Source organism: Streptomyces sp. NPDC002671, assembly GCF_053592475.1.
Genome location: NZ_JBSFVU010000014.1, coordinates 104,065 through 126,638, shown reverse-complemented (window position 1 = coordinate 126,638; position 22,574 = coordinate 104,065). Strand labels below are relative to the sequence as shown.

Sequence of the window (22,574 nt, the reverse complement as noted above, 5' to 3'; positions counted from 1 at the left end):
AGCGCATCGGCAGAGAGGAACTGTCCCGCATGTTCCGCACGAAAAGCCGCACGAAAAGCTGCACGTCAGGCCACGCACAAGGTCGTATGAAGCGAGGAAGACGCGGTCGCATACGCGCCAAGGCCGTGACCTTCGCGACCGTGTTCGCCACGGCCGCGGGCGCGCTCGCCCTCACGCCCCAGCCGGCCTCCGCGGCCCCCAACTACACCGGCGACCCGGTCCTGTACTGGAACAACGTCCTGATCGGTGCAATCAGAACGGCCGGGGGCGCCCCGGGTCCGATCTCGCGGGCCGCCGCCGAGATGAACGCGGCGATCTACGACGCCGAAAGCTCCTACCAGCTCCGCTGGCACACCATGACCTCCGACCCCTACCTCGAGGCGGTCAACGACGCCGCGTGGCTGGAGGGTCCTGGCGAGGAGGAGCGGGTGATCGGCCGCACCGCCTACAACATCCTGCTCAAGCTGTTTCCCGACCAGACGACGTATCTGGACAACAAGTTCAAGGAACGGTTCGGCACCAGCCCCACGGACTTCGACATTCTCGACGCCACCGTGCTCAACACGGTCGTCACCAACATGTGGAACTTCCGCAACGCCGACGGCTCGGACAGCCAGGCCGTCTACACCCCGGACGGCAAGCCCGGCGCCTGGCTGCCCACCAGCTACCCCGACCTGCCGGACCCGGGCTGCAGCCAGGCGAGCCAGGCCGCCATCCCGGAGTGGGGCAAGGTCAAGCCGTGGGCACTGACCTCCGGCTCCCAGTTCCGGCCGTCGACTCCGGGGCAGTACGCCTCGTACGAGAGCCTGCTCGCCAGCCCGGCCTACACCGCGCAGGTGGAGCAGGTGCGGACCCTCGGCGCCGCCGGCTCCACGGCTCGTACGACCGACCAGACCGCGGCGGCCTGGTTCTGGGCCAATGACCCGAACGGCACCTACAAGCCGCCGGGCCAACTGCTGGACATCACGGCCAGGGTGTCGCGGGACCGAGGGCTGACGACCTATCAGAGCTCTCGGCTCTTCGCGCTGGTCTCGATCGCCATGGCGGACGCGGCCATCGCCGAGTGGGACGTCAAGTACCAGACGCCGATCGACCTTTGGCGTCCTGTCTCGGCGATCCGCGAGGGCCTGAAGGACACCACGTGGAAGCCGCTGTCGGGCACGACGCCGTGTTTCCCGGCGTGGGCATCCGGCCACGCCGCCTTCGCTGCCGCATGGGCGGGGATCATGCGGCAGTACTTCAAGAGCGACGACATCACCTTCACGGCCTCGACCGATGACCCCAAGTCCCCGGTCAAGACGCGCACGTTCACCAGCTTCAGCCAGGCCGCACGTGAGGACGCGGACAGCCGGGTCTGGCTTGGTGTCCACTACCCGTGGGACGCGAGCGACGGAATGACACTCGGTGACAACATCGCCACCTGGGTCTTTACGCACAAGATGAAGACCGTCGGGTCGTAAGTCATCCGCGGGGCCCGGCATGCAGGCGCCCGCCTCTGCAACGGAGAGGCGGGCGCTCGCGGGCGGGGGAAGCGGCTCCGTCAGCCCCACGGCCGTTGCGTGGGCCTGAGCGACAGCGAGGGCGACGACCACGCGGACGACGTCCCGCTCGCCACCCCGCGCTGACGCCTCACGGCGACACCCCGTGCTGACACCTCATGACGGCACCGTGCGCAGCGCGCGCAGCACCGCCCAGAGCACGGAGATGAGCGGCACGGCCACCACGGCACCGATCACGCCGGCCACGATGCTGCCCGCGATGACCGACACGGCCACGACGAGCGGGTGCAGCCGGACCGCCCAGCTCATCACAAGCGGGTGCAGCACATGCCCTTCGAGCTGGCCGATCACGACGATGAGGATCAGTACGGCCCCCGCCGTGAGCGGTCCGCGTCCGGCCAGGGCGACGACCGTGGCCACCCCGAGCGCCACCGGTGAGCCCACCAGCGGCACGAACGTCGCGAAGAACTCCAGCAGCGTCAGCGGCAGCGCGAGCGGTACCCGCAGGACCAGCAGGGCGATACCGACGAGGACGGCGTTGGTGGCGGCCACGATGATGATGCCGCGCGTGTACCCGGCGAAGGTCCGCCACGCCGCCCGCCCCGCCCGGTCCCAGGCCGGGCGGGCACGGCTGGGCAGCAACTCGTCGCGCGCCCATGCCCACAGGCGCTCGCCGGAATGGATGAAGAAGACGGAGGCGAAGAGCGCGAGTGCACTGCCCGTGACCACCTCCACCACCCGGCCGAGCCCGGTCACGGCACTGCTGAGCAGGCTGGACCGGTGCGCGGTGAGATAGTCCGTCACCTGGCGTTGCAGGTCGGCGAGCTTGCCGGGACTGAGCCGGAACGGCGGACCCTGCAGCCACCCCTCGATCCGGTGGATGCCGTGGCGGAACTCGCCGACCAGCGTGGCCGACTCGTTCGCCACCGCGTTGCCCACCAGGGCCAGCACCGCGAGCAGGACCAGGATGCTGCCCACCAGCGCGACGGCGACGCTCAGGGGCCGCGGTAGCGCCCGGTCGATCAGATCCGTCAGGGGGCGCAGGACGGAGGTGACGACCAGTGCGAGGAACAGGGCCACGGCGATGAGCTGGAAGCGGCCGAGGACGCTGAAGACGCCGTAGACGACGATGCCGACGAGGATCAGCCGCCAGGAGTAGGCCGCCGCGACCCGCAGCCAACCCATCCCGCGCTCGGTCAGCGACTCCCTCAGCTCGGCGCGGCCGGACGGCGGCAGCCGGACCGAGTGGGCCGGCCGGCTGCCCAGCACCGCGCGGCCCGACCGGCGCCCCTCGCCCACCACTCCTCCGACTCCTCTCCGTGGCCGCCTCTGACGGTCGGTCACATCGAGAGAACCGTAAAGGCAAGCCGGGGGAGTGGCCCGTACAACGCGCCCGACCCTCTCAGGGAGCCGTCACTGTCTGGTACTGCCCCAGGAAGACGGGCACCCCCTTCCGCACCTGCCACAGGAACAGCCCGGGGCGCATCTCCACATCTCCGGGGCCCTTGCGGAAGGCGAAGGTCCGGGTGACGCCCCGGTACGAAAGTGCGCGCACCCGGTGCATCAGGGCGCCCGGATCCACGGTGCCCGTGCCCACTGCGGCGAGGGCAGCGGCGACCAGGCCCGAGGCGTCGTAGCCCTCCGCGGCACCGACCGGGACGCCACGGACGCCGTACCGCCGCTCGTAGGACCGTACGAACCCGGTGGCCGACTTCATGCGTGCCGGGTCCACGTAGGTCGCCGAGAACACCCAGCCCTCGGCCGCCGCGCCCGCGTGGTCGAGGAACGCCTGGCCGAGCACCGGCTGCGTCGCCGCGGCCGTACCGGTGAAGCGGGCCGCCCGCAGGGCCCGGGCGCACGCCGCGGCCCTCTCGGGTGAGCGACCGCAGTAGACGACGGCCTGCGCCCGAGCGGCGAGGGCGGCGGCCACGGCCGGACCGAAGTCGTCGCTGCCGGCGGGAACCGTGTGCGTGACGACCGTGCCCTTCGACGGCGGGGCGGCCTTGATGAACTTCGCGATCAGCCAGCTGAAGCCGGGCGCTGCCCCGTCCTCGATCAGGGCCGTGCGCAGGGCGGGGCGGACGCTGGTCAAGTAGTGGATGAGCGGAGCGTCGAGCGCCGAGTCGCTGGGCCGGAGCTGGAACACGGCCGGCGCGGTGGTCGACACCGTGACGTACAGCTCGTCCGCGCCCGCCCACGCCGTGATCATCGGCAGTGGCACCCGGTTGTAGATGTCCCGGGCCGCGAGCGCGGTGGCGTCGGACGTCGGACCGATGACCGCGCACACCCGGCCCTCCGCGACGAGCCGCCGGGCCACCTCCCGCGCCCGGCCGGCGTCGCCCCGGTCGTCGTGGACCTGGACGGCGAGGCCGAAGGTCCGGTCCGCGCGGGCGTTGTGCTCGGCCACGGCCAGCCGGACGCCCCGCTCGACCGCCGTGCCCAGCGCCTTTCCGGGGCCGGTCAGGTCGGCATGTACGGCGATGGTGCGCAAGGGCGGCGCGCCGTGCCGAGCGGGGGACGCGGAACGTCTCGTGGCGAGCCACACGGCGCCGGCCCCGCCCGCCGCCAGCACCCCGGCCGTCGACGTGCCCAGCAGCAGGAACCGGCGGCGGCTGGGCGCGGCCGGCGGGTCCTCCGGGACCTGGGCGCGCAGCGGCTCGGGCAGCTCCAGAACCTCCGCCGAGCGTTCGGCGACGATCGCGGGCAGGCCGTCCGGGAGCCAGTCGTCGGCGCCGAAGTCGCCGAGCGCGGCACGCAGTTCGGGCAGGGTGGGACGGCCGGCCGGATCCTTCGCGAGGCAGTGGGCGAGCACCTCCCGCAGGGACTCGTCCGGTACGTCGGCGAGGTCCGGCTCCTCGTGGAGGGTACGGAAGAGCACCGCGGCCGGCACACCCCTGCCGAACGGGGGCTTCCCGGTCGCCGCGTAGGCCAGCAGACAGCCCAGGGAGAACACGTCGCTCGGCGGGCCCGCTTCACCGTCGCGGGCGTGCGCCTGCTCGGGTGACAGATAGCCGGGCGTGCCGATCACCACGTCCGTCTCGGTCAGCGCGGTCGCGCCGCCGGCCCGCGCGATACCGAAGTCGATCAGACGCGGGCCGTCGAGCGCGAGCAGCACGTTGCCCGGTTTGATGTCACGGTGCACCAGCCCGGCCGCGTGCACGGCAGCGAGCGCCTCGGCCAGCCGGGCCCCCAGCGCGCGCACGGTCGGCGCGGGCAGGGGGCCGTGCCCGGAGACCACCTCGGCGAGCGACGGGCCCGGGACGAACGCGGTCGCGAGCCACGGGGCGACGGCCTCCGGGTCGGCCGCCAGCACCGGCGCGGTCCAGCGGCCGTCCACCCGGGCACCCGCCCGCGCCTCCCGCCGGAACCGGGCCCGGAACCCGGGATCGGCGGCGTGTTCGGCCCGGATGACCTTGACGGCGGCCAGCGCACCACCCTCCGAGCGCGCCAGGTACACCACGCCCATGCCGCCGGATCCGACCCGCGCCAGCAGCCGGTAGCCGCCAACGGCCTCGGGATCGCCCGGTGTCAGTGGACGCACCGTCACATCCCCTTCAGGGCCGGAGCCTTGTCCGGGGCCGGACCCAGATAGCGGAAGGCGCCCCCATGCACCTGGTGCACAAAGCTGGCGGGCGTACTGAGCTGCCGATACTGCGGATCGTAGGCGAAGTCACGGGTGATGCCGTGGTACTTGGCCTTGATCAGCGGCCCGATCAGCGCCTTGCGCGCAGGCCGCCGCCCCCCGGTCGCGGTGAGCTGCCGGATCAGCAGGTTCGCCGCGTCGTAGCCCTCGGCCGCCCAGAAGCCCGGCGCATGCCCGTACCGGGCGCGGTACGCCTGCGCGAACGAGCGGACCTGGGGCGCGGCGGGACCGATCGCGCTCGCCACGACCGTCCAGCCCGCCGCGCTGGGCTCGGCCGCGAAGCGGGCGTCGAGGGCGGGCTCGGCCGCGTACTTGGGCCCCTCGAAGTCGGCCATCCCCTGGGCGGCCCGGATCGCGCCCTCCAGGGGACCGGCGTACACGAAGGCCTTGATGCCCGCCGACCGCATGTCGTCGAGCGCGGGCGCCAGGTCGGTCGTACCGGCGGGGATCACCCGGGGACGGGTCGCGTCGCCGTGCTTCCGGACGATCAGGTCGCCGTACTTGCGGACGATCAGGTTGACCATCTGGATGCTCATCCACGAGACATCGCCGCCGCTGCGGTCCAGCAGCAGACCGACGGGCACCGCCGCACTCGTGGCCGCCCAGTGGAACGCCAGCTTCATCGCGACCGCGTTGTGCAGGGGGCGCCCGTGTACGAAGGACCGGACGTTCTGGAACAGGTTCTGTCCGGCGGACATGCTCAGCACGGGCAGCAGGGCCGCGTCGTAGACCGGCAGCGCGGCCTGCGTGGTGACATCCGTGCTGGATCCGACGACGGCCAACACATCGGCGTCGTCGGTGAGTTGCTGTGCCGCTGTCGCCGCGCGTGCGGCGCTGCCGCCGTCGTCGGCCGTGCGCAGCTCCAGCGTGAACGGCCTGTCGCGGCGCGCGTTGAACTGCTCCACGGCGAGCCGCGCGCCCTGCTCCTGGGCCTGCCCGGCCGCCTTACCGGGACCGCTGAGGTCGGCCTGCACCCCGATCGCCCAGCCTGGCGCGGACCTCTTCCTCGCGCCACCGCCGCGCAGGGCGGCCCAGGCCGCGACCCCGCCTCCTGCGGCCAGTACGGCGGCCCCCGTGGACGCGGCGGCGAGGAAGCCCCGGCGGGAGGCGACGGGCGCCGCCGGTGGCGCGGCGAGGGTGGCCTCGATCTCGGGCAGGGCCAGCATCGCCGCCGACTGCTCCGCGATCATGCGGACGACATCGGCGGGCAGCCAGTCCGCGGTGCCGGACGGCACGTCCTCCACCAGCGCGGCGTCCAGTTCGGCCGGCGAGGGCCGCTCGCCGGGCTCCTTGGCGAGGCAGCGCAGCAGTACGGCCGCCAACTCCGGCTGCACGCCTTCGAGATCGGGATCGTCGTGCACGGTCCGGTACAGCAGGGCGTCGGTCGCCCCGCTGCCGAACGGAGGCCGCCCGGTCACCGCGTACGCCAGCACGCAGCCCAGCGAGAACACGTCGCTCGCCGGGGAGAGCGGCTCGGCGGCGGCCTGCTCGGGGGAGAGGAAACCGGGGGTGCCGATCACCAGCCCGGCCGTGGTGAGGGCGGTGTCGTGCGCGGAGCGGGCGATGCCGAAGTCGATCAGCCGCGGTCCGTCGGCGGCGAGCAGGATGTTGCCGGGCTTCACGTCCCGGTGGACGAGCCCGGCCGCGTGCACCGCGCCCAGTGCCCGTGCCAGCAGCTTGCCGAGCACCCGCACGGCGCGCGGCGGCAGCGGCCCGAACCGGGCGACGGCCTCGGCAAGCGCCGGGCCGGGCTCGAACGCGGTGGCCAGCCAAGGCTGTTCGGCCTCCGGGTCCGCGCCCGTCACCTTCACCACCCACGGGCTGTCCACGCGCTCCGCCGCCCGCACCTCACGGCGGAACCGGGCCCGGAACTCCTCCTCGTGCGCGTACTCGGCCTGGATCACCTTGACGGCGGCCAGCGCCCCCGACTCCGTACGCCCGAGATAGACGACACCCATCCCGCCCTCGCCGAGCCGGGCGAGCAGCCGGTGGCCACCGACGAACGACGGGTCGGAGGGACGCAGCGAACGGTCGGTCACTTCGAGGCTCCCAGCTCCGTACGTACCTTCGTCTCCATCGCGGCCACGGACCGTTCCTGCACGGTCAGCAGATCGGCCTGCGCGAAGCCCTTGCCGCCCTCGACGGCGACGGCGATCGTCACCGGGCCGAGCCGCACCTGGTACCACAGGTAGGCCGTCGCGCTCTTGCCGAGCGCCGGGTCGAGGTAACTGCCCATCTCCATCAGGACGTCGTCGGCGGACGTGTTGCCGTTGGTGCCGTACCCGGAGCCGACGGAGTTCAGCCCGGAGATCCGCTGGGTCGCCCGCAGTTGCTGGTCGGGACAGCGCAGCGCCTCCTCCAGGGTCTCGGCGATCTCCCAGTCGGCCTGCGCGGTGGTGCGATGCACGGTGATCGTCGCCGCGGTGCGCACCTCGCCCTTGCCGCCGCCGGCCGGGAGCCTGCTGTAGCGGGTGAGGCTGGCCAGCACGTCGCCGGGCAGGCGCTGCTGTTGCCACACACAGTTGCCGCCGAGCACCGGCCAGGTGCTGGGGTCGCTCTCGTAGGGGCTGCGCCGCGCGTAGCCGGGCCCGTAGCTGTCCGGACCCGCGGTCACGGCACGCACCAGGTCCAGGGCCGCGGCCGGGGTCCGGGGCAGGCGCGCGGGGTCCGCCCGGAAGCGCGGATCGGCCGCGGCGGCGCCATCTTCGTCCGCCCGCGCACTCGCCGACGCAGCGGCCGACGCGCTCGCTCCGCCGCTCCGGCCGGTCTTGTGGTCCCCGCTCGCCTTGTCACCCCCGCTCGAACATCCGGCGAGCACCATCCCGCAGACGGCCAGCACCGCGCACCGGCGCGCGCCGCGCCTGTGCGTCCCTGCGTGTCCCACGCTTCTCCGTTCCGCCCCGCCTGCCTCGCGCGCACCGGCCACGGTCCGTCCGCGAGGGGCGGGCACTTCCTCAACTCGTCGGTCAATCTCGCAGATCATTCGGGGCCCGCACGTCCGTGGTACCACGTAACTCCCTACGTATCCGCAGTAGTTCGGAACCTCTCCGGTCGCTCCGTCGGGCGCAGCCCCTGATACGGCGAGTGCGGGCCGTCCGTGTCGTCCAGGGTCCGGAGTTGATCGGCCGACAGCGGGTCCAGCTCCTCCAGCAGTAGGGACGTGAGGCCCGACGCGGGCGGCGGCTGTGCCTGCCCGGCCGCAGCACCGTGCCGGCCTCCACGCCCCGGGTCAGTGAGGCGGCGAGCGGCGGCGGGCTCAGCCGGGCCCGGCGGGCCACCAGCAGCCCGGGGCCGCTGATCCGGGACAGCAGCGCGGCCGTCGCCCGGTGCAGCCGGGACCGGTCCGCCTCGCCGCGCGCACAGCCGTACAGCACCGGAGCGACGTAAAACCGAGCTGCCGGGCCCTGCGGCAGACCTCGCTGAGCAGCCGGCTCTTGCCGGTGCCCGCCTCCCCGGTGATGTCCACCACCGAGGTCCCGGGCTCACCGCCCGAGGCGAGCACCGCCTCCAGCCGCGCGAGTGCCCTGGCCCGGCCGACCAACGGCGTCACACGAGCCCCCGCCGCCTCCCTGTTGTGCCCAGCCCCCACGCGATCCCCTCCGACCCCGGCGGTACCCACCTGCGCGACTGATCATTATCGGCGGTCGGGGCATGGCGCGGGCGCGCAGGGAAACTTGTCAGCCACCGGCGCTCTCGGTGGCACGTCCCACCGGCATCAGTTCGCGGATGTCCGCGGGCAGCGCGTCCGCCATCCGCTCGGTCAGTTCCGGCGCGAGTGCGGCGTCGAGCACCTCCAGGACGACGGCGGCCTCGCGCAGCGCCGTGTCCTCGTCCGTACCGGTCCGGTCCGCGATGCGCCCGGCGAACACGATCAGCCCGAAATGCTCGCCCGACGTGCCGGAGTCGGCATCGGCGGACGCGTCCACCACCTGCCGCATGGCCTCCGCCATGTCCGGCGGCAGCTGGGCGGCCACATGCCGCACGAGCCCGGACGGCAGCCGCTCCGCCAGCGTGCTCACTACAGCGTGCGCGACCCGCTCGGCCGCCGCCCGGTCGGGCAGCTGGGCGAGGGCCTGCACTTGGATCATCATCTCGTCGTGGTGCATGAGGCCGGCCCCTTCCTCCCGATGTCCGCACGGCCCCGGACGAGTACCCCTGTGTGCGCCTGCCGACCGTCGGCTATCCGGGGCCGGAGCTGGTCACGTCGGCCACGTGCGTCGTCTGCTGGGCCGACCAGGCCGGGACGGCGCCGTCGTGGACGACGGTGAAGGTGAGGCTCCGCCTGCCGGGGAGCCGCCCAGCGCCAGGTGCAGCCGGTAGCCGTCGGCGAGTACCCGATCTCGGCGGGAAGGGTGATGCTCGCGCCGGGCCGCAGAGTGGTGACGCTGAGTCGGGGAGTGGCTGCGGGCCGTGATGGGTCGCCGGTGCCGGCTGGGGCGGCGGCACGGGGATGCGCTTGCTTGCAAAGGCATCCAGCGGCCTTCATGAACCGACCTGTGTACTGGCCGTGGCGGTGACGCGGTGACGCGGTTACCGGATTCAACTACCGGTGGCTCAGGGGAAGTTACACTTCAGCGTCCCGTTGCTCCCCCTCTGTCGGGTCCGTACAGAAACCCCATAAACTGCGGATCCGCAGACATGCGGGCATTGTTGATGGGGGGAGCCATCATGTCCGAAGGTCCGTACGGCCCGAGCCAGGGGGGCTACGGGTTCGCCGTGCCGCCGGTGCCACCGATACCGCCGGGCCCGCCGCCCGCGGCCCCGGACGGCTGGCGGGCGGCAGCGGTGGCGCTGCTCAACCTGAGCGGTCTCGGCCTCGGCTACGCACTGGTCCGGCGCCGGCTCGCGATGGCCGCCTGCTGGGCGGCGACCGCCGCCCTGCTGTTCGTGGCCCTGCCCGCGGACGCCGACGGCGTCCCAGGAGCAGCGCTGACCGCCTACGCCGTCCTCCTGCTGGCGGCAGCCGTCCACGGAGCGTTAGTCGGCCGGCGCACCAGGCTTGTCTGGCCGGCGCGCGCACCCCTGGCGCTCGTGCTGGGCGTGCTGCTGCTCGCCGTACCGGCCGGCGGGAGCCTGTGGTACGAAGACGCCCACGACGAGGCCGTCGAGCAGCAGCTCCTCGACCGTCTGGACCAGGCCGACCACCTGGTCGCGGCGGGCGACGGAAAGACCTTCGCCGCAGCCGAAACGGGCTACCGGGCGGCCCTGAGGACCTACCGGGACCTCGCGCTCCACCACTCCGGCTCGCTCGCGGCCCGCCAGGTCCCCGACCGGCTGCGCGGCTACTACACCACGGTCGGCGCGGCCTACAGCCACAAGAACTACTGCGGTGCCATCGACGCGTTGAAGTACCTGCGCACCGTGCCCGACACCATGCCGAAGGACCAGCTCGGCTCGCTCGCCCGCTGGCCCGACGACCGGCTGGCCACGTCGCTGTACGAGTGCGGAGCGAGCGGGCTGTCCACCGGCGAGGCGGACTGGGACACCCACTTCGGCGACCTGCTCCAGACGTTCCCCCGCTCCGCGCCGGCGGCCAAGGTCGTACCCGCCGTCAACTCGGCGGTGAAGACGGCGGAGAAGGCCGTCCGCGGCGACGAACCCTGCTCGGCCGTGGAGCGGTTGCGCACTCTGAACACGAAGATCGGCGAGCTGTCGACGTCGTCGGGCGACACGGACGGCGGACTGGCGAAGGCCGCGGACCGTGCCGACAGGAGCGGCAGTGTGGGGCAGTACTCCTGCGGAGTCGACCAGTACAAGGACGGCGATTTCGAAGCAGCCCAGAAGACCATGGAGCAGTTCGTCGCCGACAACAAGCACCACGGGAACGTGCCCCGCGCGAAGAAGTTCGCCATCGCCGCCGAGGTTGCCCAGACGCTCCCGGCCGCCGGGAAGAAGCTGCCCACCACCGCCTCCGGCGGCAGCATCTCGGTCACGGTGAAGAACGACAGCCCTGACGAGGTCACCGTCCTCTACACCGGCCCCGTCACCGGCAGCTTCACCCTCAAGGGGTGCGGCGGCTGCAGGTCGTACAGCCTCGGCGACACGCTCAGGTACGGCTTCAAGCCCTGCGACGACAGTGGCAGGCACTACCCGCAGCGCACGCTCAGCCTCCCCGTCGGCACCACGTACTTCGTGCACAAGCCGCACGGGGGCAGCACCGCGACGCCGGCCTCGGACACCGCCAAGCTCCGCTCCGGCTACGTCTACACCGAGTGCGCCTACACGACCCAGACCCTGGGGTCGGGCACCTGAGCGACGACGGAGCCGCGGTCGACCCTCGAAGACCGACCGCGGCTCCGTCGTCCGGGTGCGGGTGCCGTCACCTGCCGTATCGGCGGTCGCGGGCCGCGTACGAGCGCAGCGCACGCAGCAGGTCGATCTGCCGGAAGGCAGGCCACAGGACATCGACGAAGTGCACCTCGGCGTAGGCGGACTGCCAGAGCAGGAAGCCGGACAGCCGCTGCTCGCCCGAGGTGCGAATGATGAAGTCGGTGTCGTAACCGGTCGGCGAGTACAGGTTGTCGGTGATGTGCTCGAGGTCGAAGTCGGCCGCCAGGTCGCGCGGATCGCCACCGGCCGCCATGTGCTTGTCGAAAGCGGTACGGACCGCGTCCACGATCTCGCGGCGCCCGCCGTAGCCCACGGCGACGTCCACCTTCAGCCCGCTGCGGCCGGTGGTACGGGAGACGGCTTCCTTCAGGACGCGGGCGGTGTCGCCGGGCAGGAGGTCCAGCGCGCCGATGATCTCGATCTCCCACGGCTCGTCGACCGAGCAGATGCGCTGCACGGTCTCCTCGATTATCCCGAGCAGAGGGCCGAGTTCGTTGGCTGGGCGGTTGAGGTTGTCGTCGGAGAGCATCCACAGGGTGACGTGCCTGATCCCGGCGTCCGTGCACCAGCGCAGGAAGTCGGTGACCTTGGCACCGCCGACACGGTAGCCCTCCCGCACGTCGTCGTGCCCGGCACCGCGCGCCCAGCGGCGGTTGCCGTCCAGCATGATCGCGACGTGGCGCGGCCGGGGCAGGCCCTCCATCTTGCGGGCGAGGCGCCGCACATACACCACTTCCAACGCCGAGCGCAGAGCCTTCAAGGCCACGCCAACACTCCTTCAACGACCGGGGGTGCGGGTCACGATATCTGTTTCAGCCTCGGAAGCAGTATTTGCCTCTGCATACGACTGTGGTTAACTGCCCTGGGGGGACGGCGGCTTCGCGACCGAGTCGGCGCAGGCGGCAAGCAGGTGCGGGCGCCTGGCCCCTCCCCGGACGATCAGAGGGCGGGCCCGGGCCCGGGCGCGGCGAGAGCGAGTTCACCGTTGCCCGAATGGCGCGCGAACTCCCTCAGCCCCAGCCATTGCCGCTTCCCGAGGGAGAAGTCGAGCACCCGCGTGAAGAAGTCCTCCAACTTCCCGGAACTGAAGGGCTCCCACGCGGCCATCCGCCCGGCCAGTACGGCGGACTCGCTCCGCGCCAGGTCACGCGCGGCCAGCAGGCTGCGGTGCACCAGGTCGACGATGTCCGGCCGTTGCTCCGCCGCCTCTCTTCGCACCGCCCACACGGCCAGCACGAGCGGCAGCCCCGTCCAGCGCTTCCACATCTCCCCGAGGTCGTACACGTGGAGACCGGGGCGAGCGGGCGGGCTCAGCGTCATCGCCAGGGCGGCGTCCCCGGTCAGCACGGCAGCATCGGCCGAACTCAGCATGGCCTCCAGATCCGGCGGCTGCGTCACGTACCTGGGAGCAACGTTGTACTGCTTCTCCAGCACCAGCCGGCAGATCTGCGCGGAGGTGGGGCTCGTGGTGGCGAGCGCGACGGTACGGCCGTCCAGCTCGTCGAGCGGCACCTTCGTGACGATCACGGACGACTGGATGGGGCCGTCACTCCCCACGGCGATGTCGGGCAGCACCACCAGATCGCTCCTGTACCTCAGGTACTCGACCGACGAGATCGCACTGACGTCCACGTCCCCGGACAGCAGCCGCCCGGTCAGCCGGTCCGGCGTGTCCTGCACCAGGTCGATGTCCAGCAGAGCGGCACTCCGCGCCAGGCCCCAGTACAGGGGAACGCACGTCAGGAATCCACTCCGCCCGACGCGCGGTCGGGTCGCCGGGTGGCTGGTCACGCTGATGGACGTCATGGCGATCACCCTACGAGGGCGGACGAAGCTGAGCCATACACGGCCCGGTCTCGGCGGGGGAACGGACGCCATGACCAGGGTGTGACGCCACAACCTCTCGGCGAATTCAGGGAATTCGGGTAATGACCACGGCAGCGGGTACGGCGTACGCCGCCCGGGCCAATCCGAATCCGATCGTCCGTAAGTTGGAGAAGCTCGCCCGCCACCGGCGTACATCCGGACTGCGAAAACACTCAGGGGTCCGATCCGTCGTGTGGATCAGGCCCCTGAAGCGACGTGGTCTCAGGCTCCGGCCGCCGTCACGACGGCGTCCGTGGCGAAGCCGAGGAGGAGGCCCAGGAGGACGCACCAGGTGGTGAGGGTCTTGAGTCCGGACTTGCGGGCGACCGCCAGCAGCTCGATGACGACGTAGAGGATGGAACCGGCGGCGAGGCCGAGGAAGGCGATCGACAGGGTGTCGTTGACGAGGTGCTGGCCGACGAGCGTGCCGAGGAAGGTCGGGCCGCCGCCGATCAGGCCGAGCCACAGCAGGGTGAGCCAGGAGGGGCGCTCGCCTTCGGCGGCCAGCGGGGCGACGATGCCGAAGCCCTCGGTGGCGTTGTGCAGGCCGAACCCGGTGATCAGCAGGACGGCGAGGGAGATCTCACCCTTGGCGGCGGAGTTGCCGATCGCGAGGCCTTCCGCGAAGTTGTGCAGGCCGATGCCGGTCGCGATCATCAGGGCGAGTGAAGCCGCCTGGCTGCGCGTCCGCGGCGCCAGCTCGGTGGTGGCCGCGGCTCCGGGGCCCGCGGGGCGTGCGGCGGCGGCCCGGCGGCGGGCGATCCAGGCGTCGTAGTGGACGAGTCCGGCCAGTCCGATGGTCAGGCCCGCGGCGAGCGTGAAGCCGCCGGAGGCGACGGTGCCCCACTTGTGGTCGCTCAGCGCCTCGTCGACCGGCTCCCAGGCGTGGGTCAGCACGTCCCAGACCAGGAAGATCAGGATGCCGATGGCCACGGCGTTGAGCCCGGCCTTGAGGCGGGGCGTGGGGGTGCGCAGGCGGCCGAGCGGCAGGCCGAGATAGATGGTGAACCCTGCGATGGCGCCGAGCAGGGCGATGTTGGTGCTGGACATGGGGACTCCGGTTTGACGTGCACAGGAAGCGCCCAGAACGTAAGGGAGGTGAGCCTTACCTAACAAGCTCAGAGGGTGAGGCTTCAGGAAAGCTTGACCTTGACATTGCGTGATCATCGTCAGGGGGATCGTCAAAAGGTGTCAGAGTGCACTTTTCGCCAATGGTCGTTGGCGATAAACTGTCGGTGTGGGCCTGGATCATGCTTCGCTGACTTCCCTGGCCGTCCTGGGCGACGCCACGCGGCGGCGCATGTTCGAGTTCACGCGGCAGGCGCGGCGGCCGGTGTCGCGCGAGGAGGTCGCCGAAGACCTCGGTATCTCCCGCAAGCTCGCCGCCTTCCACCTGGACAAGCTGGTGACAGCCGGCCTGCTCCGCACCTGCTGCGAGTCCCCGGCCGGCATCGTCAAGGTCGGCCGCCGGCCCAAGCTCTACGAGCCGGTGACCATTGCCATCGGGGTGACCATCCCCGAGCGCCGGTACGGAATGCTGGCCGATGTACTGACCGAGGCCGTGCTGACGGAAACGGACGACGAGTCGGCGCACGACGCCGCGCTGCGCGTGGCGCACCAGCGCGGGGAGGCCCTCGGCGCCGCCGAGCGCGAGCGGGTGCGCCCCGGACGCCTCGGGGCAGAGCGGGGACTGAGCCTGGCCGCCGAGACGCTCGGCGAGTTCGGCTTCGAACCGGAGCGGGTCGGGCCCACCTTGCTACGGCTGCGCAACTGCCCCTTCCACCCCATGGCAGCGAAGGCCCCGGAACTGATCTGCGGGGTCAATCAGGCCTTCCTGGCCGGCTTCCTGCACGGCCTGGGAAGTGACAAGACCACAGCGGTGCTCGCCCCCCGGCCCGACTCCTGCTGCGTCGAACTGCGCGGCGACGACGGGACCGAGGGGGCTCCGGAGTCCGACATCGCCTGTGAGCGGTGAGCCGACGCCACGCCCTGCTCCGGCTCCCAACTGTCGGTGCCCCGCCGAGCCGCCTTATCCGCGCGTGTGAAGCGCTGGAGCGATGATGACCTCCGCCCGTGCCGCCGATATCACCCTGCGTGGACTGGGAGCCTGTTGTGCCGTCGGCAACACGGTTCTGCATGGGCTCCTCGTCCCCACCCACCTTCAGGAGAAGTTCTACATCGGTGTCCTGTTCGCCTTGGGCGCTGCCACCATGCTCGTGGTGGCCGCCGCGCTGGTGATGGCGAAACGTCCCGCGCTCGCCTGGTTCACCGGAGCGCTCGTCAGCGCCGGCATGATCGTCGGCTTTCTGCTGTCGCGCACCGTGGGGCTGCCCGACGGCTACTACGAACGCAGTTGGGAGCCGCCGTACGGCGCTCTGTCCCTGGTCGTCGAGGGGATGTTCGTGCTGACGTTCCTCACCTGGCTCGGCGGGAGAGGGGCGACGACCCGCGAGGACCGGAGGCCGCCGTACGCGGCTGCGACCCGGGAGTCGAGCATTAAATCCCGTGAACGGAATGCGGGTGCGTCAAAAATTCAGAGGCGCTTAGCAATAATTGCTCAGCCTCGCCAACCGCTTGACCCTCCCCCCGAATAACGCCAACCATTGTTGGCGAAAACAGCTCACGGGGTAGCGAAGCGAGGTGCCGCATGGAGCTGAACTCGGCTCATCGGCAGGCGAAGCAGCCGGTCAGCGGCGCGCTGGCCGGACCGTACGGCCATCCGTTCCATCCGCTGCTGGTGACCGTACCGATCGGAGCCTGGGTCTGCAGCCTGGTCTTCGACATCGCCTCGCGGATCGTGGACCGGCCGGCCTTCCTGACGCACGGCTCGGCCTGGCTGATCGCGATCGGCGTACTGGGCGCGCTGGTGGCGGCCTGCGCCGGCTTCCTCGACCTGTTCGCCATCCCCACCGGCACGCCCGCCTTCCGCACGGCCCTGGTGCACATGTCCCTGAACCTCACCGTCACCGCTGCCTACGCGGCCGGTTTCGCCTGGCGGCAGCACGGCGGATACCCCGAAGGGCAGTGCGTCGGATACGGGCAGCTGGCGCTCTCCGCCGTCTCGCTCGCCATTCTCGGCCTCTCCGGCTACCTCGGCGGCAAGCTCGCCTACCGCTACGGCGTGCGCGTAGCCGAGGAGTCGGTGCAGGCCGAGGGATACCGCACCCGACCCTCCTGACGGGGTCCACTCCGCCCTGACGGGGTGCACGCCGCGCTCCCGAATCACTGGAGTCCTGCATGGACATCGCCGCATTGATCGCCTGGGTGGCCACCGCCGTCGGCGGATTCATCCTCCTCGTCCGCTGGATCTCTCGCGGCGGTCTGCGCCAGCAGCAGTCGAGGACGACCCGCTTCCGGGCACCGGTCGTCTTCGGCCACTTCGTGCTCGCCGTCGCCGGACTGGTCGTCTGGCTCATCTACCTGGCGGCCGACCGCGCGGCCCTGGCATGGACGTCCTTCGTCATCTTCGTCGCCGGCGCCATCCTCGGCTTCACGATGTTCGCCCGCTGGATCCCGGTGTACCGCACCGCCGTTCCGGCCGGCGCCGACGAGGAGTCGACCCCCGCCGAACGGCATCTGCCGGTCGCCGTGGTCGTCGCCCACGGCGTCGGCGCCGCCATGACGTTGATCCTGGTACTGCTCGCCGCGCTGGGGTAGGCGGCAGCCGGGACCCACCCCGTCACCGGGTGCCCATCCGACGCAAACTTGTCTGGTCAAGTTTGGTCACGGTTCTTCCAGCTGACGCCAGCATCCCGTACTCATGTCCCGTTCGATGTGCACAGTCAGGCCGTGAGGCCATGACCCTGCACGGCATCCTCATCAACGGGACGAGGTACACGCATGCGACTGCGCTGGAGATCCCTCGGCGGGCTCCTCACCCTCCTCGGCGCACTGACAGTCACCGCTCCCGCCCCCGCCCAGGCGGCCGGGAGCAGCGGCAATCTGATCGTCAACGGCGACGCGGAGACCGGCGGTTACTGCACCGACGACTGGGCGGCGGCAAGCACCGTGCCCGGCTGGACCACCGAGGCCGGCGGTCCGAACGTCATGTGCCACAGCGCCGGATCCTTCGGACTGCCCGGCGACGGCAGGACACCCGGCAAGGCCTTCTTCGCGCCGGGCAACTTCGGCGACGGCGCGATGACCCAGACCGTGGACGTCTCCTCGGCGGCCACGGCCATCGACGGCGGCGGCATCACGTACAACCTCTCGGGCTGGCTGGGCGGTTGGACCACCTACGGCGGCTACGTCGCCGTCAGCCTCCACTTCCACGACGCGAGCGGCCGTCCGATCGGCGCGACGGCCAAGCTGCCCACCGTCTCCGCGACCGACCGCGGCCTGTCCACCGAGTTCCTCGCCCGCACCACCACCGGCTCCGTTCCTGCCGGGACCCGGTCCATCCAGGTCGAGGTCCAGTTCCTGTCGAGCGCCCACGAGACCGGCTACCTCGACAACCTCTCCCTCACCCTGAACACCCCGGTCACCGCGCCGCCCCCGGTCACCCCGCCCGCGTCCCGAGTGCCCGGCTACGACCACGTGTTCATGGTCATGATGGAGAACACCGACTACTCCCAGGTCATGAACGACCCGGCGGACACGCCGTACATGCACAGCCTCATGTCCCAGGGCGCGACCCTGACGGACTACCACGGCGTGTACCACCCGAGCGACGAGAACTACCTCGCCATCGCCGGAGGCGACACCTACGCCAAGGGCGCCACCTACTGGCCCAACATCAACTCCCCCCAGCGGAACCTGGGAGACACCCTCGAAGCGGCCGGGAAGACCTGGAAGGCCTACGAGCAGGGCATGGGCACACCCTGCAACACCAAGAACACCTACGACAGCTACTACGAGCCCGACGACGCGCCGTTCATCAACTACACGGACACCAGCGGCGACGCCGCCCGCTGCGCGGCCCACCTCTTCGACACCACTCAGCTGACCACCGACCTGCAGTCGGCGTCGACCACGCCGAACTTCTCCTGGATCGCCGCCGACGACTACTACGACGGCGAGGCCTCCGGCAACGGAAGCGCCACCAGCCTCAAGACGCAGGACGGCTGGCTGAAGCAGACCCTGGCCCCGGTGCTGGCCTCCCCGGCCTGGACCCAGCAGCGCTCGCTGCTCGTCCTGACCTGGGACGAGAGCCAGAACGAGGCGTACAACCACGTGGTCACCACGGTCCTCGGCTCCCAGGGCACCGTCCCGGCCGGGACCAGCAGCCCCAGCCACTACGACCACTACGGCATCGCCCGCACCATCGAGGCGGCGCTCGGCCTGCCCGGCCTGACCGGCAATGACACCTACGCCACCCCGCTCAACGCCGCCTTCGCGCCGTCCACGGCCACCGCGCCGACCCTCACCGGCACCCTGAACGCGGTCGCGAACGGCGGGAACGTCACCTTCCGCTACGCGGTGCCCTCCGCCTCGCAGGTGAGCGCGAAGAACTGGATCGGCATCTACCCGGCAGGCGTCACCCCCGGCCAGCGCTCCTCGCTGACCTGGGCCTACGCCCCCAACGCCAGCGGTGCCCTGACCTTCTCCACCGGCAAACTGAGCGGCCCGGGGACGTACGACGTCTACTACCTCGCCAACGACGGCTACTCGGTGCTGGCGGGACCGTTCCCGCTGTCGGTCGGCTGACCTGCGGCATCGCTGCCTCATGAGTGCGTCGGCGCCGATCGGCCCGACGCACTCGGCCGTGTGCGCGGCGGAGTCGGTGCCCTACGCTCCGCTGAGCTCGGCTCGGGGAGTACCGCACCTCAGCGTCCGGACCGCGGCCCAGCCCGCGCCGACCACCCGGTTGGGGGTGCACGATGGTGTCGTGAAGCTCAGCGGTGGGGCCGCGCAAGCCCCGCCGACTGGGAGGAGGCGGCGACGATGACACGTACACCTCCCCTGACGGTCGCCAGGGTGCGGCTGTGGCGGTGGCGGGCCAATCCGCTCAGGCGGCACAGCGACGTGGTCGAGGCGTGGATCGTCCTCGCCACCTGGGTCCTCGCCCTGGTCGGCGGGGCCTTCGCCGGCTTCGCGGCGGCCCACAGCGCGGACGCGGCCTTTGCGGCCCGCCGGGCCCAGGTGCACGCCGTGTCCGCCGTGCTCACCGGAGACGCGGCGAGGACCCCGCCCGCCGGGACCGGATACGACGACGCGCGGGTGTGGGCCACCGTGCGCTGGACGGACGCGCACGGCACGGTGCACACAGAACGCGCCAAGGTCTTCCCGGGAGCCCGTCCGGGCAGCCGGGTCACGGTGTGGACGGACCGCACCGGCCAGGTCGTGTCCGCCCCCGTGACCGGCGCCTCGGCCACCGTGCAGGCGGCGCTCACCGGCCTCCTCGTCGCCCCGTCGACCGGTGCGGCGATCTGGGTCGTGGGCTGGGGCGTCCGCGCCCGCCTCATCCGGCGGCGGATGGCCGAGTGGGACGAGGAGTGGAAGCAGATCGGCCCCCGGTGGGGGAACCTGAGCGGCGGCAGGGGCTGAACGCCACGCCTGGGCGCCTCTCACCAGGCGTACGACAGGCAGGGCGGGAAGGGCCACCCGCTTCTCGCGGATCCGGATTGCGCGGTGCGTGGCTGCCGGCCACTTCTCCGCGTCTGTCTCGGGTCCTTCCCGCCACTACCAGCACACCACGGAAACCGCCGCCCCACCAGGGCTGACCGTCCCCGGTTTCGTCGGCCACCTGATCGTCAAAGCTGTGCTCCTCCGTCATCTTGTCGGCGATGGCGCCAGGCATTTCAATGCTGCCTACCTCCCACAGGAGAAACGCGCGTCCCACACGCCCAACCAAGGGGATATTCTTGACTGTTGCACGCGTCACCGCCGTCACCGCGGCTGCCTGCGCCACTGTGCTCGCCGCCGCGCTGCCCTCCTCCGCGATCAACTCGTACAACGCTACGCCCGCACCCGAACGCACCGAGGTCGGGGCGCTCGTGGCCACCTGGGACGACGACAACAACCCGGCCACCCCGGACCGGGTCGACTGGGTGTGCTCGGGAACGATGATCGACGCGAACACGTTCCTGACCGCGGCGCACTGCACGAGCGACTGGCCGGCCGGTGTCCGGTTCTCCGTGTCGCTGGACCAGGACGTCCAGGCCGGACTCGACGCCGCCGCGAAGAAGTACCCGGGCGATCCGGCCGCACAGGCGAACGCGGTCGCCGTCGAGGGCACCGCCCACACCCACCCCGACTACCCGGGCCCCGCCTCCGACCCGCACGACATCGCGGTCATCGAACTCGACGCCGCGAAGGTCGCATCCCGCTGGTCCTTCACCCCGGCCACGCTCCCGACCGCCAACCAGCTCGGCGACCTCGCCCCGCAGCGGCTGAACTCCACCGACTGGTTCGTCGCCGGCTACGGCACCCAGGAAGCCGTCAACGGCCCCGGTGGCCACACGCATCCGGGCGGTGGCGTCCGCATGAAGGCGCCCGTCACGTTCAATGCCCTCAACAACGCCTGGGTCCGGCTCGGCATGACCGCACCGCAGGGCAACGGCGGCGCCTGCTACGGCGACTCCGGCGGCCCCAACTTCGCGGTCATCGACGGCAAGAACATCCTCACGTCCACCACCATCACCGGCGACACACCCTGCTACGCCACGAACGTCACGTACCGCCTGGACACACCCGGAGCCCGAGCCTTCCTGTCCCCGTTCGTGAAACTGCCGTAACTTCCCCTGCGAACACGGCGACGGCCGGGACCGGAGAACCGGCCCCGGCCGCCCGGCCGTTGTGCGGTGACGCTGCGTCAGTCGGAGATGGCGGCGCCGTACCAGTCGCGGCCCGCGGGGGCCCCGAAGGCGGTGCCGTCGAAGCTGGTGGAGCCGGTGCCCGTAATGCCGCCGGGTGCCGCGGGCAGGACCCAGGCGCGGCCGGACTGGTTGTTCTTGTGGTAGGCGCCGACGACCAGGTCCGCCCTGCCGTCGCGGTTGCCGTCGATGAGGGAGACCGCTCCGCCGAAGTGGTCGTAGGAGCGCGAGGTGCCGGGCACGCCCGCCGTCTCCTGCGTGATGAGGCGCGCGCCCGTGGCGGTGACCCCGTCGGCGCCGCCGCGCACGATCGTCACGGTACCCGCCTGCTGGATGGCGGCAGTGCCGGTGCCGATCGCCTCCCGCGGGGTGCCGATCGCGATGTCGGCGTACCCGTCCCCGTCGGTGTCGCCGACCGAGACGGAGCGGCCGAACGAGTCGTGTGCCTCGCCCGTGCCCGGCACGCCGGGCGTGTCCTGGGTGATCTTCTGGGGGGCGAGCTTGGTACTCATCCCCTGCGGGCCGCCGTAGACGACGGTGACGGTGCCGCCGAGGCCGCCGGGCACGTTGTCGGTGCCGGACGTGCCGGCGACGATGTCGCCGTACCCGTCGTGGTTGATGTCGCCGATGGCGATGTCGTCCGGGTAGACGCCGTCCAGGGGCTTGCCGGCGTAGACCAGGCCGTCCTTGCCGCCCAGGTAGAGGGCGACCGTCAGCTTGGTCGGCTTGCCGTCCGCGTCGACCGTGTAGCCGCGCACCACGGCGTCGGCCTTGCCGTCGTGGTTGATGTCCCCCATGGTGACGCCCCCGGGCTGGACGGCGTCCTTGTTCTGGGAGGGGTAGAAGACCGCGGAGGCCGCGTGGCCGTTGGTGCGGTTGAACGGGCCGCGCAGCACGGCGAGACCCTGGCCCGCGGCGGTGTCGGCGGCGATGGCGGCCGGGGCGACGATGTCGGCGTGGCCGTCGCCGTCGACGTCACCCACGTCTGCCTGCGCAATGCTCGGGGTCAACGGGTAGGTGCCGCTCACCCGGCTGCCGCCGGACAGCCCGCCCTTGCCGCCCCACACGATCGTCAGGTGCGGATACCCCTGCGCGACGACGACCTGGTCCGCGTACCCGTCGCCGTTCAGATCCGCGGAGCCGCCCAGATCGGTGCCGAAGCCCTCGCCCGCCAGCGGGTCCCCGGGAAGGCTGGCCCGGCTGAGCAGCTTGCCGCCGCTGGTGGTCAGACCGTGGGCCGACCCGTTCAGCGTCGTCATGTACCCCGCATGAGTCACGCCGTCGACGTTCGCGAGGCCGGCGCCGATCACCGCGTCGGGGTATCCGTCATTGTTGTAGTCGCCCGGCAGCACAGTCCCGGTGGCGGCGGCGCCGGGCTGAGCGAGGGCCGTGCCGGTGGCCACGGCGGCGCACAGGGCGGCCACCGTGAATCGCATACGCATGTAGTGGTTCCTTAGCTCGCACTTCGATCACCGATCAGCA

General features: G+C 71.6%; 19 protein-coding genes. 9 read left to right on the top strand and 10 right to left on the bottom strand.

Annotated elements, in window-relative coordinates; translation table 11 throughout:
* Positions 1-125: 125 nt before the first annotated feature.
* Entirely contained in the window at positions 126-1,460 is a 1,335-nt protein-coding gene (locus ACWD35_RS22780) for a vanadium-dependent haloperoxidase (protein ID WP_451353109.1), read from the top strand.
* Positions 1,461-1,655: 195 nt separating this feature from the next.
* Here ACWD35_RS22780 and ACWD35_RS22775 read toward each other — a convergent pair whose 3' ends face one another.
* The 6 genes from ACWD35_RS22775 to ACWD35_RS22750 all read right to left on the bottom strand — a co-directional run bounded on the left by ACWD35_RS22775 (position 1,656) and on the right by ACWD35_RS22750 (position 9,248).
* Positions 1,656-2,684: an AI-2E family transporter gene (locus ACWD35_RS22775; protein ID WP_451353185.1), complete on the bottom strand. Its 1,029-nt coding sequence runs from the start codon at positions 2,682-2,684 to the stop codon at positions 1,656-1,658.
* 217 nt (positions 2,685-2,901) lie between these two features.
* The gene (locus tag ACWD35_RS22770; protein ID WP_451353108.1) at positions 2,902-5,040 is read right to left on the bottom strand and encodes a bifunctional serine/threonine-protein kinase/ABC transporter substrate-binding protein; all 2,139 of its coding nucleotides are present in this window, start codon (positions 5,038-5,040) and stop codon (positions 2,902-2,904) included.
* A gap of 2 nt (positions 5,041-5,042) precedes the next feature.
* The gene (locus tag ACWD35_RS22765; protein WP_451353107.1) at positions 5,043-7,181 is read right to left on the bottom strand and encodes a bifunctional serine/threonine-protein kinase/ABC transporter substrate-binding protein; all 2,139 of its coding nucleotides are present in this window, start codon (positions 7,179-7,181) and stop codon (positions 5,043-5,045) included.
* A complete protein-coding gene (locus ACWD35_RS22760; RefSeq protein WP_451353106.1) occupies positions 7,178-8,026 on the bottom strand; it encodes a hypothetical protein in 849 nt (282 codons plus the stop codon). Before ACWD35_RS22760 ends, ACWD35_RS22765 begins: the two co-directional genes overlap by 4 nt.
* Positions 8,027-8,398: 372 nt before the next feature.
* Positions 8,399-8,692 carry an ATP-binding protein gene (locus ACWD35_RS22755; protein ID WP_451353105.1) on the bottom strand — a complete coding sequence of 98 codons (294 nt, stop codon included), beginning with the start codon at positions 8,690-8,692 and terminating at the stop codon, positions 8,399-8,401.
* Positions 8,693-8,819: 127 nt separating this feature from the next.
* A complete protein-coding gene (locus ACWD35_RS22750; RefSeq protein WP_451353104.1) occupies positions 8,820-9,248 on the bottom strand; it encodes a DUF2267 domain-containing protein in 429 nt (142 codons plus the stop codon).
* A gap of 562 nt (positions 9,249-9,810) precedes the next feature.
* Between ACWD35_RS22750 and ACWD35_RS22745 the strand changes: the two genes are divergently transcribed.
* Positions 9,811-11,394 carry a hypothetical protein gene (locus ACWD35_RS22745; RefSeq protein WP_451353103.1) on the top strand — a complete coding sequence of 528 codons (1,584 nt, stop codon included), beginning with the start codon at positions 9,811-9,813 and terminating at the stop codon, positions 11,392-11,394.
* Positions 11,395-11,461: 67 nt separating this feature from the next.
* Here ACWD35_RS22745 and ACWD35_RS22740 read toward each other — a convergent pair whose 3' ends face one another.
* The 3 genes from ACWD35_RS22740 to ACWD35_RS22730 all read right to left on the bottom strand — a co-directional run bounded on the left by ACWD35_RS22740 (position 11,462) and on the right by ACWD35_RS22730 (position 14,388).
* Positions 11,462-12,238, bottom strand: a complete 777-nt coding sequence (locus ACWD35_RS22740) for an isoprenyl transferase (RefSeq protein WP_451353102.1) — start codon at positions 12,236-12,238, stop codon at positions 11,462-11,464.
* Positions 12,239-12,411: 173 nt separating this feature from the next.
* A complete protein-coding gene (locus tag ACWD35_RS22735; protein WP_451353101.1) occupies positions 12,412-13,278 on the bottom strand; it encodes a menaquinone biosynthetic enzyme MqnA/MqnD family protein in 867 nt (288 codons plus the stop codon).
* Between the two features lie 282 nt (positions 13,279-13,560).
* Positions 13,561-14,388: a ZIP family metal transporter gene (locus ACWD35_RS22730; RefSeq protein ID WP_451353100.1), complete on the bottom strand. Its 828-nt coding sequence runs from the start codon at positions 14,386-14,388 to the stop codon at positions 13,561-13,563.
* A 187-nt stretch (positions 14,389-14,575) separates the two neighbouring features.
* On the opposite strand from ACWD35_RS22730, the gene ACWD35_RS22725 reads away from it, so the two are divergent.
* From ACWD35_RS22725 to ACWD35_RS22695, 7 genes are all read left to right on the top strand, one after another.
* On the top strand, positions 14,576-15,313 hold the full coding sequence (locus ACWD35_RS22725; protein WP_451353099.1) for a helix-turn-helix transcriptional regulator: 738 nt from the start codon (positions 14,576-14,578) through the stop codon (positions 15,311-15,313).
* 85 nt (positions 15,314-15,398) lie between these two features.
* A complete protein-coding gene (locus ACWD35_RS22720) occupies positions 15,399-15,932 on the top strand; it encodes a hypothetical protein (RefSeq protein ID WP_451353098.1) in 534 nt (177 codons plus the stop codon).
* A gap of 53 nt (positions 15,933-15,985) precedes the next feature.
* Positions 15,986-16,516 (top strand): DUF2231 domain-containing protein, encoded by a 531-nt coding sequence (locus tag ACWD35_RS22715; RefSeq protein WP_451353097.1) that lies wholly within the window; start codon positions 15,986-15,988, stop codon positions 16,514-16,516.
* Between the two features lie 59 nt (positions 16,517-16,575).
* A complete protein-coding gene (locus ACWD35_RS22710) occupies positions 16,576-16,995 on the top strand; it encodes a hypothetical protein (protein ID WP_451353096.1) in 420 nt (139 codons plus the stop codon).
* A gap of 183 nt (positions 16,996-17,178) precedes the next feature.
* Complete coding sequence (locus ACWD35_RS22705) at positions 17,179-18,984, top strand: alkaline phosphatase family protein (protein WP_451353095.1); 1,806 nt, start codon at positions 17,179-17,181, stop codon at positions 18,982-18,984.
* 237 nt (positions 18,985-19,221) lie between these two features.
* A complete protein-coding gene (locus ACWD35_RS22700; protein ID WP_451353094.1) occupies positions 19,222-19,824 on the top strand; it encodes an Rv1733c family protein in 603 nt (200 codons plus the stop codon).
* 317 nt (positions 19,825-20,141) lie between these two features.
* On the top strand, positions 20,142-21,014 hold the full coding sequence (locus tag ACWD35_RS22695) for a trypsin-like serine protease (RefSeq protein WP_451353093.1): 873 nt from the start codon (positions 20,142-20,144) through the stop codon (positions 21,012-21,014).
* A gap of 77 nt (positions 21,015-21,091) precedes the next feature.
* Here the strand turns inward: ACWD35_RS22695 and ACWD35_RS22690 are convergent, their stop codons facing one another.
* Complete coding sequence (locus ACWD35_RS22690) at positions 21,092-22,534, bottom strand: FG-GAP and VCBS repeat-containing protein (RefSeq protein WP_451353092.1); 1,443 nt, start codon at positions 22,532-22,534, stop codon at positions 21,092-21,094.
* Positions 22,535-22,574: the final 40 nt, after the last annotated feature.

Coding starts and splice junctions, on each gene's coding strand:
- ACWD35_RS22775 (WP_451353185.1), bottom strand. CDS start 2,684: ATGGGTTGGCTGCGGGTCGCGGCGGCCTACTCCTGGCGGCTGATCCTC.
- ACWD35_RS22750 (WP_451353104.1), bottom strand. CDS start 9,248: ATGCACCACGACGAGATGATGATCCAAGTGCAGGCCCTCGCCCAGCTG.
- ACWD35_RS22745 (WP_451353103.1), top strand. CDS start 9,811: ATGTCCGAAGGTCCGTACGGCCCGAGCCAGGGGGGCTACGGGTTCGCC.
- ACWD35_RS22735 (WP_451353101.1), bottom strand. CDS start 13,278: ATGACGTCCATCAGCGTGACCAGCCACCCGGCGACCCGACCGCGCGTC.
- ACWD35_RS22730 (WP_451353100.1), bottom strand. CDS start 14,388: ATGTCCAGCACCAACATCGCCCTGCTCGGCGCCATCGCAGGGTTCACC.
- ACWD35_RS22720 (WP_451353098.1), top strand. CDS start 15,399: ATGACCTCCGCCCGTGCCGCCGATATCACCCTGCGTGGACTGGGAGCC.
- ACWD35_RS22715 (WP_451353097.1), top strand. CDS start 15,986: ATGGAGCTGAACTCGGCTCATCGGCAGGCGAAGCAGCCGGTCAGCGGC.
- ACWD35_RS22710 (WP_451353096.1), top strand. CDS start 16,576: ATGGACATCGCCGCATTGATCGCCTGGGTGGCCACCGCCGTCGGCGGA.
- ACWD35_RS22705 (WP_451353095.1), top strand. CDS start 17,179: ATGCGACTGCGCTGGAGATCCCTCGGCGGGCTCCTCACCCTCCTCGGC.
- ACWD35_RS22700 (WP_451353094.1), top strand. CDS start 19,222: ATGACACGTACACCTCCCCTGACGGTCGCCAGGGTGCGGCTGTGGCGG.
- ACWD35_RS22690 (WP_451353092.1), bottom strand. CDS start 22,534: ATGCGTATGCGATTCACGGTGGCCGCCCTGTGCGCCGCCGTGGCCACC.